The following is a 15,231-nucleotide window of genomic DNA, read 5'->3' as shown; positions in this document are numbered from 1 at the left end:
CTGTATCCATGCCCGCATGCTCTCGAGAAAATCACGAAAACTCGAGCCGACACGCCGATCTAACAAAGTACTACTAGTGTCTGACGGCTCCACCCGTGACGCACCGCCCTTCGACCGAAGCGAGACAACGTGTTCAGGATGATCCGCGCAGTTGTGCTGGCGCTACTCGCTGTCGGCGCGTACGTGGTGTTCGCCGAGCACGAGTCGTCGACCGTCGAGGTGCCGTCGCCGTCGTTCGCTCCGGCAGTACCCGCCGCGGATCTCGCGACGGTGTGAACACAGGCCTCGGCTACGGCACTCGGTCCTCGGCGCGCATCCGGTCGCGGAGCCTCCGGCGGGCACGGTCGATCAGCTCACCGGCGTGGTGCCGGTGATTGATTCGCGGTTTTCTGTCCGGGTCGATGTGCGGTGGCGGTATCCATTCGGTGCGTCCCGCGTACACGTCACCGGGTGGCGCGTTGGTGGTCGCCCAACCTGCAGGACCGTCGTGCACCCGAGCATGGCAGGCATCGCACACGAGCGTCAGCGAGTCGATGTCGGTGCGTCCACCGTTGCGCCACTCCTGCACGTGGTGGACCGCGCAGATACTGGCCGGGGCCGCGCAGCCCGCACGTGTGCACCCACCTTCGGCGGCGATGAGAGCTAGCCGTTGGTCCGCGCTCGCCACGCGTCGGAGCCGTCCGAGATGCAGGGGCCTGCCATCGTGGTCGAACAGGACGAGCACTGGGTGCGCGTTCTCCGCGAGTTTCAACGCGTCGTCGAGGGGAAGGAGACCTCCGGTGGCCGTGGTCGCCACACCGCCCACCGCTTTCTCCAGTTGGGCGAGCGTCATGGTGATGATCGCGGTGACGGGCAGACCGCGGTGCCGACCCAGGATCTGAGATTCGAGCACGACCCGGAATATCGCACCGAGGGCGTCGTGGTTGCGTTGCGCCGCGGTGCGCGTGTCCCGCGCAGCCGCCGCGACCAACGCGTCACGGTCGATCGACGGATCCTCGGCGTCGCCGCGTGGCGACTCGGGGTCGTCCGGGTTGTTCATGCCGGGGCGGGCCCATTTCGCGAGGATCGGGTCGAGGAGGGCGCGCCCGGTGGGGTCGAGTTCACCGGAGATCTTCGACATCAGTTCGGCGTCCTGACGACCGAGTGAGATGCCGCGTCGGCGAGCCCGATCGCGATCGTCCGTGAGACGACCGTCGGGATCGAGGTAGGCGAGCAGTCGGTGACCCGCACTCTCGACGTCCTCCGGGGTGCCGCCACGCGCGCATTCGGCCAGGATCGCTTCGGCTGCGGCGACGTCCGCATTCGACACGGCGTGCGGGATTTTGCGCATGATCTTCGAGACCACCCGGGCGTGATCGTGGCCGATGGCACCGTCGCGTTGCGCGGCGGCCGTTTCCGGCAGTGCCGCCGGCAGGTCGTCGCCCGACAGTGTGTGCCAGGTGCCGAGGTTGCGGGCAGCCGACACCCGGGCCGACGCGTCCGCCGACGACACGCGCAGCACGTCGATCAGGAGTTTGTTCGGTGAGTTGTAGCCGAGCGTCGCGGGCAGCGAGCGTTCGACACTCTCGACGATCAGCCGCTGCGAGACCGCGCCTGCGCGGCGGAGGGACTTCTCGAGTTGCTGCATCGTCAGCATCACGTCGGAATCCGACACACCCGTGAGATCGGCGTCGAGCAGTCCCGTGACGGCAGCAGCCAACGCAGTCAGGTGTTCCGTCACCCGATGCGCCGCGAACCCCCCGGTCGAACTCATGTTCGAATCATACTGCGCCCCACCGACAAGTTCGGCGGACCGCCCACCATGTCCCCGCCGCCTGTCGGACCCCCGGTGCACTATGGAACGGTGACTGACGTCCTGGGCAGGTTCTCCGCTGCCACCCGCGAGTGGTTCGAGGGTGCGTTTCCCGCGCCGACGGCCGCGCAGCTCGGTGCGTGGGAGTCGATCGCCAGCCGAGCGCACACGCTGGTCGTCGCACCGACCGGTTCGGGCAAGACGCTGTCCGCGTTCCTGTGGTCGCTCGATCAACTCGCCGCCACGGACGGGAAGGACCGCAAGACCAAGGTCCTCTACATCTCCCCGCTCAAGGCGCTCGGTGTCGACGTCGAACGCAACCTGCGCGCCCCGCTCGTCGGGATCACGCAGACGGCCAAGCGGCTCGGGCTCACGCCGCCGGAGATCTCGGTGGGTGTCCGCTCCGGCGACACACCGGCCGGCGATCGGCGCGCGCTGATCAAGAATCCGCCCGACATCCTCATCACCACCCCCGAGTCCCTGTTCCTCATGCTGACGTCCGCTGCGCGCGAGACGCTGACGCAGGTCGACACGGTCATCGTGGACGAGGTGCACGCGGTGGCCGGCACCAAGCGGGGCGCGCACCTGGCGTTGTCGCTCGAGCGCCTCGACCGGCTTCTCGACACCCCGGCGCAGCGCATCGGCCTGTCGGCGACGGTGCGGCCGCACGAGGAGGTGGGCCGGTTCCTGTCCGGTTCGGCGCCGATCCGGATCGTGGCACCGCCGTCGCCGAAGACGTTCGATCTCACCGTGCAGGTTCCGGTGGAGGACATGACCGAACTCGGTCTCGCCGAGCCCGCCGAGGGTTCGGCGTCGGCGACCCCGCAGGCGGGGTCGATCTGGCCGCACGTCGAGGAGCAGATCGTCGATCTCGTCCTGGCGCACCGCTCGTCCATCGTGTTCGCGAACTCGCGGCGGTTGGCCGAGCGCCTGACGGCGCGGCTCAACGAGATCTACGCCGAACGCGCCGGGACCGCCGTCGACAAGAACCCGAAACCGGCCTCGCAGATCGGCACGCCGTCGGAGGTCAACTTCGGTGCGGACCCGCTGCTCGCCCGCGCCCACCACGGGTCGGTCAGCAAGGACCAGCGGGCCCTGATCGAGGACGACCTGAAGTCGGGGCGGCTGCGGTGTGTGGTCGCGACGAGCAGCCTCGAACTCGGAATCGACATGGGTGCCGTCGATCTGGTGATCCAGGTGGAGGCGCCCCCGTCCGTGGCGAACGGTCTGCAGCGCGTCGGCCGCGCCGGACACCAGGTCGGCGAGATTTCCCGGGGTGTGGTGTTCCCGAAGCACCGCACCGATCTCGTGCACTGCGCCGTCACCGTCGAGCGGATGGTCACCGGCAAGATCGAGGCACTCGCGGTCCCCGCCAACCCCCTCGACATCCTCGCCCAGCACACGGTGGCGGCCACCGCCCTCGAACCGCTCGACGTGGACGACTGGTTCGAGACGGTTCGGCGCAGTGGTTCCTTCGCGACGCTGCCGCGCTCGGCGTACGAGTCCACCCTCGACCTGCTCGCGGGCCTCTACCCGTCCGACGAGTTCGCCGAACTCCGGCCCCGCCTCGTCTGGGACCGCGAGGCGAACACGCTCACCGGGCGCCCCGGCGCGCAGCGGCTGGCGGTCACGTCGGGCGGCGCCATCCCGGACCGCGGTCTGTTCACGGTCTACATGGTCGGTGAGAAGGCGTCCCGCGTCGGCGAACTCGACGAGGAGATGGTGTACGAGTCGCGGGTCGGTGACGTCTTCGCGCTCGGGGCCACCAGCTGGCGGATCGAGGAGATCACCTTCGACCGGGTGCTGGTCAGCCCCGCGTACGGCCAGCCGGGGCGGCTGCCGTTCTGGCACGGCGACGGTCTGGGCAGGCCTGCGGAACTGGGCGAGGCGCTGGGGCAGTTCCTGCGGGAGATCTCGCTCGGGCACGAGACAGAGGTGCAAGAGCGCTGCCGGACCGGTGGGCTCGACGAGAATGCCACGAACAATCTTGTTCAACTCGTCACCGAGCAGAAGACGGCCACCGGGCAGGTCCCCACCGACCGCACGCTGGTGGTCGAACGGTTCCGGGACGAACTCGGCGACTGGCGCCTCATTCTGCATTCGCCGTACGGCCAACGCGTGCATGCGCCCTGGGCGCTGGCGGTCAGTGCCCGGCTGAGTGAGCGTTACGGCCTCGACTCGAACGCGACGGCATCCGACGACGGCATCATCGTGCGCCTCCCCGACACCGAGGACACGCCGCCCGGCGCCGACCTTTTCGTCTTCGACACCGACGAGATCGAGGACATCGTCACCGAACAGGTCGGCGGATCGGCGCTGTTCGCGTCCCGGTTCCGGGAGTGCGCGGCCCGGGCGCTGCTGCTGCCCCGCCGCACACCGGGGAAGCGCGCACCGCTCTGGCAGCAGCGGCAGCGGTCCGCCCAGTTGCTCGACGTGGCCCGCCGGTATCCGACGTTCCCGGTCCTGCTCGAGACCGTCCGCGAGTGTCTGCAGGACGTGTACGACCTGCCGGCGCTGAAAGACCTGCTGCGCAGGCTCGCACGACGGCAGATCCGCATCGTCGAGGTGGAGACGCAGTCGCCGTCACCGTTCGCCGGGGCACTGCTGTTCAACTACGTCGGCGAGTTCATGTACGAGGGCGACAGCCCGCTCGCCGAACGCCGGGCCGCGGCCCTGTCCCTGGACTCGACCCTGCTGGCGGAACTGCTCGGGCGGGTGGAACTGCGGGAACTGCTCGACGCCGACGTCATCGCCCGCGCCGAACTCGAACTCCAGCGACTGCTCCCCGACCGCAAGGCGAAGGACCTCGAGGGCGTCGCCGACCTCCTGCGCCTGCTGGGGCCGCTCACCTCCGAGGAGGTCGCCGCACGATCGACCGCCGATCCCGCCCCCTGGCTCGACGAACTCGTGCGCGCGAAGCGGGCGCTCGGCGTGTCCTTCGCCGGTCGCGAGTGGTGGACGGCCATCGAGGATGCAGCGCGCCTGCGCGACGGGCTCGGCGTGCCGCTGCCCATCGGTGTTCCCGCCGCGTTCATCGAACCCGTCGACGATCCGCTGGCCGACCTGATCAGCCGGTACGCCCGCACCCACGGCCCGTTCACGATCACCGATGCCGCGGCCCGTTTCGGTCTCGGTTCGGCGGTGGCCCGCGACGTCCTGCAGCGGCTCGCGCAGGGCAAGCGGGTGGTCGAAGGCGAGTTCCGCCCCGGGGCGACGGGCAGCGAGTGGTGCGATGCCGAGGTCCTGCGCCGCCTGCGCAGGCGCTCGCTGGCCGCGGCGCGTCAGGAGGTCGAACCGGTCAGCACGGCGACGCTCGGCCGCTTCCTCCCGGCCTGGCAGCACGTCGGGGGCACGCTGCGCGGTATCGACGGCGTCGCGACCGTCGTGGAACAGCTTGCCGGCGTCCCCGTTCCCGCGTCGGCACTCGAGTCACTGATCCTGCCGTCCCGGGTCGCCGACTGCTCCCCCGCCATGCTCGACGAACTCACGTCCACCGGTGAGGTGCTGTGGTCGGGCGCGGGCAGCATCTCCGGCAAGGACGGGTGGGTGTGCCTTCACCCCGCCGACACCGCACCGCTCACACTGACCGCGCCCACGGAGTCGGACCTGACCGACGTGCAGAGCCGGGTGCTCGACACGCTGTCCGGCGGCGGGGCGTACTTCTTCCGGCAACTCGCGGACACCCTCGAGATGTCCGACGACACCGCGCTGGCCACCGCGTTGTGGGATCTGGTGTGGCTGGGTCACATCGGCAACGACACCCTCGCCCCGGTACGTGCCCTGCTGTCCGACACGTCCAGGACCACCACGAGCCACCGGTCGCCGCGACGTCCCCCGCGCGCCCGGGCGTATCGCAATCTGACGGTGCCGGTGCGCACGGCGCCGCCCACGGTCGGGGGACGGTGGTCGATTCTGCCCGCCGCCGAATCCGATGCCACGCTGCGGGCCAGCGCCACGGCCGAACTGCTGCTGGAGCGGTACGGGGTGGTGACCCGCGGGTCCGTGATGACCGAGAACGTTCCCGGTGGCTTCGCGCTTATGTACAAAGTGCTGGGCACGTTCGAGGACAACGGCCGCTGCCGGCGGGGACATTTCGTCGAGTCGCTCGGCGGTGCCCAGTTCTCCACTCCCCCCGTGGTGGACCGGCTCCGGAGCTACGGCGATTCGCTCGAGGGCAGGCACACCACACTGCCCGCCGTGACGCTCGCCGCCAGCGATCCCGCCAACCCGTACGGTGCGGCCCTGCCCTGGCCGCGACGCGGTGACGACGCGCCCGCGCACCGGCCGGGACGCAAGGCCGGCGGACTGGTGGTGCTGGTGGAGGGCGAGCTGATCCTGTTCGTCGAACGCGGCGGCCGCACCGTTCTCACGTTCACCGACGACCCGGGTGTGCTCCGCACCGCGGCCGTCACGCTCGCCGGGGTCGTCAAGCGCGGTGGGATCGACAGGATCGTGGTCGAGAAGGTGGACGGTGACACCATCCACGGCAGCGACTTCGCGCCGATCCTGACCGAGGCCGGGTTCTCGCCCACTCCACGCGGATTCCGGTTGCGAGCCTGACATGCCCGAAGGCGACACCGTCTGGCGCACAGCCAACTCGCTGCGCGATGCCCTCGAAGGCAAGGTCCTGACCCGGTGCGACGTGCGGGTGCCCCGGTACGCCACCGTCGACCTGTCCGGTGAGGTGGTCGACGAGGTGGTCAGCCGGGGAAAGCACCTCCTCATCCGGGTCGGCGACCACTCCATCCACACGCACCTGAAGATGGAGGGTGCGTGGCACATCTACGCGCCGGACTCGAGGTGGCGGCGTCCGGCGCACCAGGCGCGCATAGTGCTGGCCACCGAAGACCGGGTGGCGGTCGGATTCTCGCTGGGCATCACCGAGATCCTCCGGCGTGACGACGAGGAGTCCGCGGTCGGCCACCTCGGACCCGATCTGCTGGGCCCGGACTGGGATGCCGGCGCAGCGATCGAAAATCTGCGGGCGGCCGGCGAGCAGCCCATCGGTCTCGCCCTCACCGATCAACGCAATCTGGCCGGTCTCGGCAACGTGTACCGCAACGAAGTCTGCTTCCTCCGCGGCGTCCACCCGTACACTCCGGCGTCCGAGGTGACCGACCTGCCCGCCATGGTCACGCTCGCGCATCGCATGATTCACGCCGACAAGAACAACTCGATCCGTCGCCGGCCGTGGGTGTACGGGCGGGCCGGACAACGGTGCCGCCGCTGCGGGACGGTGATCGAAGGCCACGACCTCGGCCGCCAGGAGATCTTCTTCTGCACGTACTGCCAACCGCCAAGAGCGGATTAGCGCAGGACCGTCGTCGGCGGTCCGAGCGGCGGAGGTCGGCGCGTCCGCCTGCGGCCGAGCAACCAGGCGGCCCCGTCCGGCACCCACAGCACCGCGGCGGTGCCGATCGTCAGCAGATACGTCGGCGCGATCAGAGGCAGCAGGATGCACCCGAGCAGGGCGACGGGAAAATCTCTGCGCCACACCAGCGACAGTAGGACCGGCAGCACGAGCAGGAGGGCGGCCAGGCCGAAGTGCGAGGTCGCCACGGCCCACGGCACGCCCACCACCCAGCACAGCATCCCGAGCACCTGGTGCGTGATCAGCAGGAACCGGACGACGTCGGTGAACGTCCAGAACCGGCCGACCTCGACGCCGACCCAGAAGATGCGGCTGCGGAACGGTCCGACGCCCTCGTCGAGCAGGGCGAGCCGGAACAGTTCGTCCGCGTGGCGTCGCAGCGTGTTTCCCTCCGGCCCCAGCGCGCTCGCACGTTTGCAGAGGTCGTCGTGCATGATCGCGGGAAGCAGTTGCCGGCCGTACGGGGTGAGCAGACCCTGCAGCGGCGCCGGGATCGAGGCGAGATCCGTGCGGAGCAGGCACGGCATCGGGGCGCAGCCGGGCACCGTCACCACCGTGTCTCCGTGGACGTAGACGAACTCGCCGACGAGTTGGAAGAACTTGCGGTCGAGTACCCGGAGCTCGGGTTGCGGGCGAGTCGGATCGTCCACGGACACCTGGAACGGCATGCGCACCTCACTCGTGGCCGGCCTTGTTTGCCTGCACCACCAGAGTGACGCAATGCGCGACGAATTGCTCGCGCGACGCGGCAACAGTTCCGTCGAGATATCCGATGAACAGCGTCGTGAGGGCGCCGACCACCCCGACGGCGACGAGTTGCTTCTCCACCTCGTCGTCGACGGCGGAGAGCTGGTCGTGCACGAGTCCGACGAAGCCGGGCATGAGGTCGATGCCCCGCCTGCTCAGCGCGGGTTCGGACAGGGGCGCCAGCAGCAGGACGCGGCCCATGGCGGGATCGTCGACCATCAGCTTCACGAATGCGTCCACGGCCGCCTCGGCGCGCTCCCGTGCCGTCTCGGTGGACGCCACCGCCGCCACGAGAGCGGCCTGCGCCTCGTCTCCCACCGCGGTGTAGAGCGCGCGCACGAATTCGTCCCGGTCCCGGAACGACTCGTAGAAGTACCGTTCGGTCAGCGATGCCGCGCGGCAGACGGCGCGCACGTTCACGGCGGGCCCGTCCGCCGCACCGAGCAGTGCGACGCCCGCCCGCAGCAGCGACTTCCGCCGTGCTTCCCGCCGGTCCTCCAGCGTCACTCTTCTCGCCCCAATCCTTGACTACGCGTGTTGTCAGATCCTAGTCTGACAACGTGCGTAGTCACGTGAACTCGGACGGTACGTCCGTCCCGGCCTCCGACCCCGCCCCCCTCGGCCCCGATTCGCTGACCTGGAAGTATTTCGGCGACTGGCGCGGAATGCTGCAGGGCGTGTGGGCCGGGTCGATGCAGAACATGCACCCCGGTCTCGGCGCCGGAGTCGAGGAACACTCCCGCTTCTTCGACGAGCGATGGGAGCGGCTCTACCGGTCGCTGTACCCGATCGGCGGCGTCGTCTTCGACGGCGACCGCGCTCAGCGGACCGCCGAACAGGTCCGGGGATACCACGACGACATCAAGGGGATCGACAAACACGGCCGCAGGTACCACGCCCTCGACCCCGACACGTTCTACTGGGCGCACGCCACGTTCTTCATGGGCACCATCCTCACCGGCGACAACTTCATGGGTGGCCTCACCGAAGACCAGAAGCGCCGCCTCTTCACCGAGCACATTCAGTGGTACCGCCTGTACGGGATGAGCATGCGCCCCGTCCCGGAAACCTGGGAAGCGTTCTGTGAGTACTGGGATCACATGTGCCGCAACGTCCTCGAGGACAACAAGGCCACCCGCGACGTCCTCGACCTGTCCGGACTCGGCGCTCCCCCGTTCCTGTCGTGGCTGCCCGCCCCGGTCTGGACGATCCTCCGCATCCCGGTGGCGAGGGGCTTCGTGTGGCTGACGGTCGGCATGTACGACCCACCGGTCCGCGACCTCCTCGGCTACCGCTGGACCACCCGCGACGAGCGCCTGCACACTCTCGTCGGCCGCGCCGTGAACGCCGCCTTCCGCCTCGTCCCTTGGCGGTACCGCTATCACCCGCGCGCCCGCGCCGGCTGGGACCGCGAGACCGGACGCGCCCCCGCGCACGCACCGCTCGTCCACACGCCCCGGCGCAATCTTCCCCCGGTCGACCGGCGCGACGACCCGCAGCACTACAGCCCGAAAGTCTGAGTTCCCAGGGAGCTCACAGGCAACGCCCACATTGCTCACGGGTTCCGGGACGACGCTGAATCACATGGAATTCATCGCTGTTTCAGCCCTCCTCGTCATGGCGCTCTCCGGGGTCGTCGCCGCACACGCACCGAAAACGCTCGTCCACACTCGCTGACCGCGTGCGCGTGGAATGCTCGGGGCCATGGAGTGGGACCTTCCGAAACTCTTCAACCGCCCCGCGCAGCTGACCGACGCCCCGATCGACACCGAGCGTGTCGCCCGGCGTATCAGCGCCTACATCTACGGCAACATCCTCGTCCTCGCGGCGCTCATCCCCGTCACCAAGGCGCAGGAGACCGTCGGCATCGCGATCGTTGTCGGAGCGGCGCTGTCCACATTCCTCGCGCACGTCTTCGCCGAGTCCGTCGGCCAGACACTACGTCTCGACCGCACTCTCACCCGAGCCGAACGTAGCAGCGAGCTCCGCGACAGCCTGCCCATCCTGACGTCGGCCGTCGTCCCCAGCGTCATCCTGTGCACCGCGCTGATCGGCTGGCTCGAGCCGAGGACTGCGCAGTTGATCGCCGAGTTCGCGATGATCACCCGGATCGCGTCGATCAGTTACGTGATCAGCCGTCTCCGCCGCGAGAAGGTCACGTCCGGCACCCACTGGGCGGCGGTCGGCCTCGCCGCCGTCGCAGCGGCCATCGTGGTGATCAAGGTATTTCTGACACACTGACCGGCGGTTCGAGCAGTTCGATCCGCGATTCCGGTGCCGCCGCCCGCAGCGCGTCGGCGGACAGGTCGTCCGGCTGCGCCTGCGACTGCACCTCCGCCTCCACCCGCGCCTGGTACGTCTTCACCTCGCGGTCGATGTCGTCGGCGTCCCAGCCGAGGACCGGAGCGACCAGTTGCGCCACCTGCTCGGCGCAGTTCACCCCCCGATGCGAGTACTCGATCGCGATGCGGGTGCGCCGGGCGAGGATGTCGTCGAGGTGCAGCGCGCCCTCGGCCGCCGCCGCGTACACGACCTCGACCTGCAGGTAGGCGGGTGCGTCGGTGAGGGGCTGGAGAAGTTCCGGCTTGTCGGCCGCCAGGTCGAGCACCTCGCCGATCAGCGAGCCGTACCGGTCCAGCAGGTGCTTCACCCGGTACGGGTGCAGCCCGTACAACTGTCCGAGGTGCACGGTCTGGTTGACCAGCGCGAAATAGCCGTCCGCACCCACGAGCGGCACCTTCTCGGTGATGGACGGCGCCATCCGCGCCGGGATGTCCTCGGCCGCGAGATCCACGGCGTCCTCGGCCATCACACGGTACGTGGTGTACTTGCCGCCCGCGATGGCGACGAGGCCCGGCGCCACACGCGCGACGGCGTGCTCGCGCGACAACTTCGACGTCTCGTCGCTCTCCCCGGCGAGCAGGGGACGCAGACCCGCATAGACACCGTCGATGTCGTCGTGGGTCAGCGACGTCACCAGCACCTTGTTGACGTGACCGAGGATGTAGTCGATGTCGGCCTTGGTGGCGGCCGGGTGCGCGAGGTCGAGGTTCCAGTCCGTGTCGGTGGTGCCGATGATCCAGTGACTGCCCCACGGGATGACGAACAGCACCGACTTCTCGGTGCGGAGGATGATCGCGGCGTCGCTGACGATCCGGTCTCGGGGCACCACGATGTGGACGCCCTTGGACGCGCGGACGCGGAAACGGCCGCGTTGCCGCGACAGCGCCTGGATCTCGTCGGTCCACACCCCGGTCGCGTTGATGACGACGTTCGCCTTCACGTCCGCGGTGCGCCCGTCCTCGCAGTCCCGGATCCGTACCCCGGACACCCGGTCCGCCTCCCGCAGGAAACCGACAACCTGCGTCGACGTCCGCACGACCGCCCCGTAGTGGGCGGCGGTGCGCGCGACGGTCATGGTGTGCCGGGCGTCGTCGACGACGGTGTCGTAGTACTGGATGCCGCCGGTCAGCGAGTTGCGCTTGAGGCCCGGCGCCATCCGCAGCGCACCCGCGCGGGTCAGATGCTTCTGCGGCGGAACCGATTTGGCGCCACCCATCCGGTCGTAGAGGAAGATTCCTGCCGCCATGTAGGGCCGCTCCCACAGCCGGTGGGTGATCGGGAACAGGAACTTGAGCGGCTTCACCAGGTGCGGCGCGAGGGTGGTCAACGACAGCTCACGCTCCCGGAGCGCCTCCCGGACCAGTCCGAACTCGAGCTGCTCGAGATAGCGCAGCCCGCCGTGGAACATCTTCGACGAGCGACTCGACGTTCCGGACGCGTAGTCGCGCGCCTCCACCAACGCCACCTTCAGCCCGCGGGTGGCCGCGTCCAGGGCCGCACCGGCACCGACCACACCACCGCCGATCACGACGACGTCGAACTGTTCGGTCTGCAGCTCGTCCCAGGCGGCATCGCGCTGCCGGGGACCGAGGAACTGCACACCAGGCTGACTACTCAACTCGGGCTCCTGTGAGATGACGACGGATTCATGCCCAGGCTAGTAGCTTCATGCGTGTGATTCAGTACATCGCCGCGATAGACCAGGGCACCACCTCCAGCCGCTGCATGATCTTCGATCACGACGGCGCCGTGGTGAGCGTCGCCCAGAAGGAACACGAGCAGTTCTTTCCGCGCGCAGGCTGGGTGGAGCACGACCCGAAGCAGCTGTGGATCAACACCCGCGAGGTGGTGGCGTCCGCGCTCGCGAAGGCCGATCTCACCAAACGCGACATCGCCGCGATCGGGATCACCAATCAGCGCGAGACGGCGGTCGTGTGGGACCGGAACACCGGAGAACCCGTGTACAACGCCATCGTGTGGCAGGACACGCGCACCGACGAACTGTGCACGCAGCTCGGCGGCGACGAGGGCCCGGGCCGCTACCAGAAGCGCACCGGCCTGCCGCTGTCCACGTATTTCTCGGGGCCGAAGGTCCGCTGGATCCTCGACAACGTCGACGGCGCCCGCGCGAAGGCGGAGGCCGGCGAGCTCTGCTTCGGCACGATCGACAGCTGGATTCTGTGGCACATCACCGAGGGCACCCACGTGACGGATGTCACCAACGCCTCCCGGACGCTGTTGATGAATCTCGAGACCCTCGACTGGGATCCGGAGATCTGCGCCGATTTCGGCATCCCGATGTCGATGCTGCCGGAGATCCGCAGCTCGTCGGAGATCTACGGCGTCGGACGCGAACGGGGGACGCTGCCGGGTGTGCCCGTCGCGGGAATCCTCGGCGATCAGCAGGCCGCGACGTTCGGGCAGGCATGCCTGTCCGAAGGCGAAGCAAAGAACACGTACGGGACGGGGAACTTCCTGTTACTGAACACGGGAACCACACCCGTGCACAGCAAACACGGCCTCCTCACCACCGTCTGCTACAAGATCGGCGACAAACCAGCCGTCTACGCGCTCGAGGGGTCCGTGGCCGTCACCGGCTCGCTGGTGCAGTGGCTGCGCGACAACCTGGGAATCATCAGTTCGGCCAAGGACATCGAGGATCTGGCGAAGTCGGTCGACGACAACGGCGGCGCCTACTTCGTGCCCGCGTTCTCCGGGTTGTTCGCCCCACGCTGGCGGCCCGACGCCCGCGGGGCGATCGTCGGACTCACCAGGTTCGTGAACAAGGGCCATCTCGCCAGGGCCGCCCTCGAGGCCACCGCGTATCAGACTCGCGAGGTGATCGAGGCGATGCGCGCCGATTCGGGCGTCGAACTCGCCTCCCTCAAGGTGGACGGCGGCATGGTCGTCAACGAGACGCTCATGCAGTTCCAGTCGGACATTCTCGCGGTGCCCGTCATCCGGCCCGTCGTCAACGAGACGACGGCGCTGGGCGCCGCGTACGCCGCGGGCCTGGCCGTCGGATTCTGGGAGAGCGAGGACGACATCCGCGCGAACTGGGCCGTCGACAAGACCTGGGAGCCCGGAATGGACGAGGCCGAGTCCACCCGGCTGTACGCCGAGTGGAACAAGGCGGTCGAGCGGACCTACGACTGGGCGTGATCGGCGTACGCGTCGCCGAGCCTCGCCGCCGCGCCCGTCAGCACGTCTTCCGGACAGGTCGCGAAGCACAGCCGCAGAGCGCTCCGGTGTTCCGCGGCGACGCCGAACGCCGATCCGGGGACGAAGGCCACACCGTGCTCGACGGCGGTCTGCAGCAGCGCGGCTGTATCCAGGCCCGAGTCGGCAAACTCGGTCCAGCAGAACATTCCGCCCACGGCCGAGGACACGCCGGCGCGGTCGCCGAACGTCGAGGCGACACCGTCGGCGAGTGCCCGGGCCCGGGACCCGTAGCGGGCGCGCAGCATCTCCAGGTGCAGGTCCAGCCACGGCTCGTCCGACAGCAGTCCGGCGGCGATCTGATGGGTCAGTGACGAACCGCACAGATCCGCACCCTGTTTGAGCAATTCGACGGCCTCGCACACCCGCCGGTCGCCGTGCAGCCACCCGACCCGCAGCGCGGGTGCCAGGATCTTCGAGGCGCTGGACAGCCGGATCACCCGGTCCGACAGGGCCGCGACAGGCGCGGGCGGCGGTCCGTCGAAGAAGAGTTCGCCGTACGGGTCGTCCTCGATCACCCAGAAGCCGTAGCGGTCGGCCAGTGCGGCGAGGTGTTCCCGGCGGCCGGCCGCCAGGACGACGCCGCGCGGGTTGTGGAAATTGCTCACCGTGTGGACGACGGTGGGCCGCAGTCCGGACTCGAGCAGGCCCTGCAGGGCGGCGGTGTCCATGCCGTCGGCGTCGAGTGGGACGGACCGGACGTCGGCCTCCGCGGCACGGAACACCTGCAGCGCGCCGGTGTAGGCGGGTTCCTCGACGATCACGACGTCGCCGGGGTCGAGCAGCACCTGGGCGAGCAGGCTCAGCGCCTGCTGGGAGCCGTGGGTGACGACGACGTCCGCGGCGTCGAGTGGGCGGCCGATCTTGGCGCCCTCCCGTGCGGCGAGCACGTCGCGGAGCCTGCGCAGCCCGGTGGTCTCGCCGTACTGGACGGACGCCGGGTCCGCGAGCGCGAGTTCGGCTTCCTTCCGGATCCGTTCCCGCGGAATGAATTCGGGGTCCGGCAGCCCGCCCGCGAGGCTGACCACGTCGGGCCGGGCGGTGAGGGTGAGCAGATCACGGATGGCGGAGCTGTGCAGCCCCTCCATGCGGCGGGCAAGTGATTGCGGCATGTCGACTCCCAGGAGGCACGTCAAAGCGGAGATCAGGTGAGAACACCCTGTCCGTCCTGGGTCTGCGGGGCGGGAGAGCGCCGAGGCACGGCCGATGATTTCGGACCGTGCCTCGACTATCTCACCGCAAGAGCCACTATGTGAAATGCGATTCCCACATTTCGGGATCAATCCAGGTCGTCGTGCCGCATCAGCTGGCGAGCCGCCTCGGTGATCGACCCCGTCAGCGACGGGTACACCGAGAACGTCGCGGCGAGATCGTTGACGGTGAGGTTGTTCTGCACGGCGATGGCGATGGGCAGGATCAGCTCCGACCCGTTGGGGGCCACCACCACGCCGCCGATCACCACACCGGTGGCCGGACGGCAGAAGATCTTCACGAAACCGCGACGCAGCCCGGACATCTTCGCGCGCGGGTTGGTGTTGAGCGGGAGCATGACGGTGCGGGCAGGCACCTCACCGTCGTCGATCGCGGCCTGGCTGACGCCCACGGTCGCGATCTCGGGGCGGGTGAACACGGCCGACGCCACCGTCTTCAGCTTGATGGGGCTGACGCCCTCGCCGAGCGCGTGGTACATCGCGATGCGGCCCTGCATGGCGGCGACCGACGCCAGCGGCAGCAAGCCGGTGCAGTCGCCCGCCGCATA

The 15,231-nt window shown here is 69.1% G+C and carries 11 protein-coding genes and 1 pseudogene; 6 read left to right on the top strand and 6 right to left on the bottom strand.

Going from position 1 to position 15,231, the window contains the following annotated elements; all coding sequences use genetic code 11:
• The first annotated feature begins 138 nt into the window (after nt 1-138).
• Nucleotides 139-276, top strand: coding sequence for a hypothetical protein (locus MLGJGCBP_RS50375; RefSeq protein ID WP_179220244.1), 138 nt, complete (start codon nt 139-141; stop codon nt 274-276).
• Between the two features lie 13 nt (nt 277-289).
• Here the strand turns inward: MLGJGCBP_RS50375 and MLGJGCBP_RS07625 are convergent, their stop codons facing one another.
• Nucleotides 290-1,753 carry an HNH endonuclease signature motif containing protein gene (locus tag MLGJGCBP_RS07625; RefSeq protein WP_160094646.1) on the bottom strand — a complete coding sequence of 488 codons (1,464 nt, stop codon included), beginning with the start codon at nt 1,751-1,753 and terminating at the stop codon, nt 290-292.
• Nucleotides 1,754-1,843: 90 nt separating this feature from the next.
• Between MLGJGCBP_RS07625 and MLGJGCBP_RS07620 the strand changes: the two genes are divergently transcribed.
• On the top strand, nt 1,844-6,352 hold the full coding sequence (locus MLGJGCBP_RS07620; protein WP_201452993.1) for an ATP-dependent helicase: 4,509 nt from the start codon (nt 1,844-1,846) through the stop codon (nt 6,350-6,352).
• Between the two features lies 1 nt (nt 6,353).
• Nucleotides 6,354-7,103, top strand: coding sequence for a DNA-formamidopyrimidine glycosylase family protein (locus MLGJGCBP_RS07615; RefSeq protein WP_160094644.1), 750 nt, complete (start codon nt 6,354-6,356; stop codon nt 7,101-7,103).
• On the opposite strand, the gene MLGJGCBP_RS07610 is transcribed toward MLGJGCBP_RS07615, so the two are convergent.
• Nucleotides 7,100-7,831 carry a DUF1353 domain-containing protein gene (locus MLGJGCBP_RS07610; protein WP_160094643.1) on the bottom strand — a complete coding sequence of 244 codons (732 nt, stop codon included), beginning with the start codon at nt 7,829-7,831 and terminating at the stop codon, nt 7,100-7,102. The two genes, MLGJGCBP_RS07615 and MLGJGCBP_RS07610, sit on opposite strands and share 4 nt — an antisense overlap.
• 7 nt (nt 7,832-7,838) lie before the next feature.
• Nucleotides 7,839-8,417: a TetR/AcrR family transcriptional regulator gene (locus MLGJGCBP_RS07605; protein WP_160094642.1), complete on the bottom strand. Its 579-nt coding sequence runs from the start codon at nt 8,415-8,417 to the stop codon at nt 7,839-7,841.
• Nucleotides 8,418-8,470: 53 nt separating this feature from the next.
• Between MLGJGCBP_RS07605 and MLGJGCBP_RS07600 the strand changes: the two genes are divergently transcribed.
• Both MLGJGCBP_RS07600 and MLGJGCBP_RS07595 read left to right on the top strand, forming a co-directional pair.
• Nucleotides 8,471-9,430, top strand: a complete 960-nt coding sequence (locus MLGJGCBP_RS07600) for an oxygenase MpaB family protein (protein ID WP_160094641.1) — start codon at nt 8,471-8,473, stop codon at nt 9,428-9,430.
• A gap of 184 nt (nt 9,431-9,614) precedes the next feature.
• Nucleotides 9,615-10,151, top strand: a complete 537-nt coding sequence (locus tag MLGJGCBP_RS07595; protein WP_160094640.1) for a hypothetical protein — start codon at nt 9,615-9,617, stop codon at nt 10,149-10,151.
• Here the strand turns inward: MLGJGCBP_RS07595 and glpD are convergent.
• Nucleotides 10,129-11,871 (bottom strand): glycerol-3-phosphate dehydrogenase, encoded by a 1,743-nt coding sequence (gene glpD / locus MLGJGCBP_RS07590; RefSeq protein ID WP_087558371.1) that lies wholly within the window; start codon nt 11,869-11,871, stop codon nt 10,129-10,131. The two genes, MLGJGCBP_RS07595 and glpD, sit on opposite strands and share 23 nt — an antisense overlap.
• Nucleotides 11,872-11,921: 50 nt before the next feature.
• Between glpD and glpK the strand changes: the two genes are divergently transcribed.
• Nucleotides 11,922-13,415 (top strand): glycerol kinase GlpK, encoded by a 1,494-nt coding sequence (gene glpK / locus MLGJGCBP_RS07585; RefSeq protein WP_087558372.1) that lies wholly within the window; start codon nt 11,922-11,924, stop codon nt 13,413-13,415.
• On the opposite strand, the gene MLGJGCBP_RS07580 is transcribed toward glpK, so the two are convergent.
• Both MLGJGCBP_RS07580 and MLGJGCBP_RS07575 read right to left on the bottom strand, forming a co-directional pair.
• Complete coding sequence (locus MLGJGCBP_RS07580) at nt 13,400-14,584, bottom strand: aminotransferase-like domain-containing protein (protein ID WP_160094639.1); 1,185 nt, start codon at nt 14,582-14,584, stop codon at nt 13,400-13,402. The two genes, glpK and MLGJGCBP_RS07580, sit on opposite strands and share 16 nt — an antisense overlap.
• A 167-nt stretch (nt 14,585-14,751) precedes the next feature.
• Nucleotides 14,752-15,231 (bottom strand): annotated as a pseudogene (locus MLGJGCBP_RS07575) (NAD(P)H-quinone dehydrogenase); the annotation flags it as partial.

Source organism: Rhodococcus sp. T7, from assembly GCF_009872365.1.
Lineage (GTDB): Bacteria > Actinomycetota > Actinomycetes > Mycobacteriales > Mycobacteriaceae > Rhodococcus_F.
The sequence above is the reverse complement of the archived record's forward strand: the minus strand, read 5'-3'. Positions and strand labels throughout refer to the sequence as shown.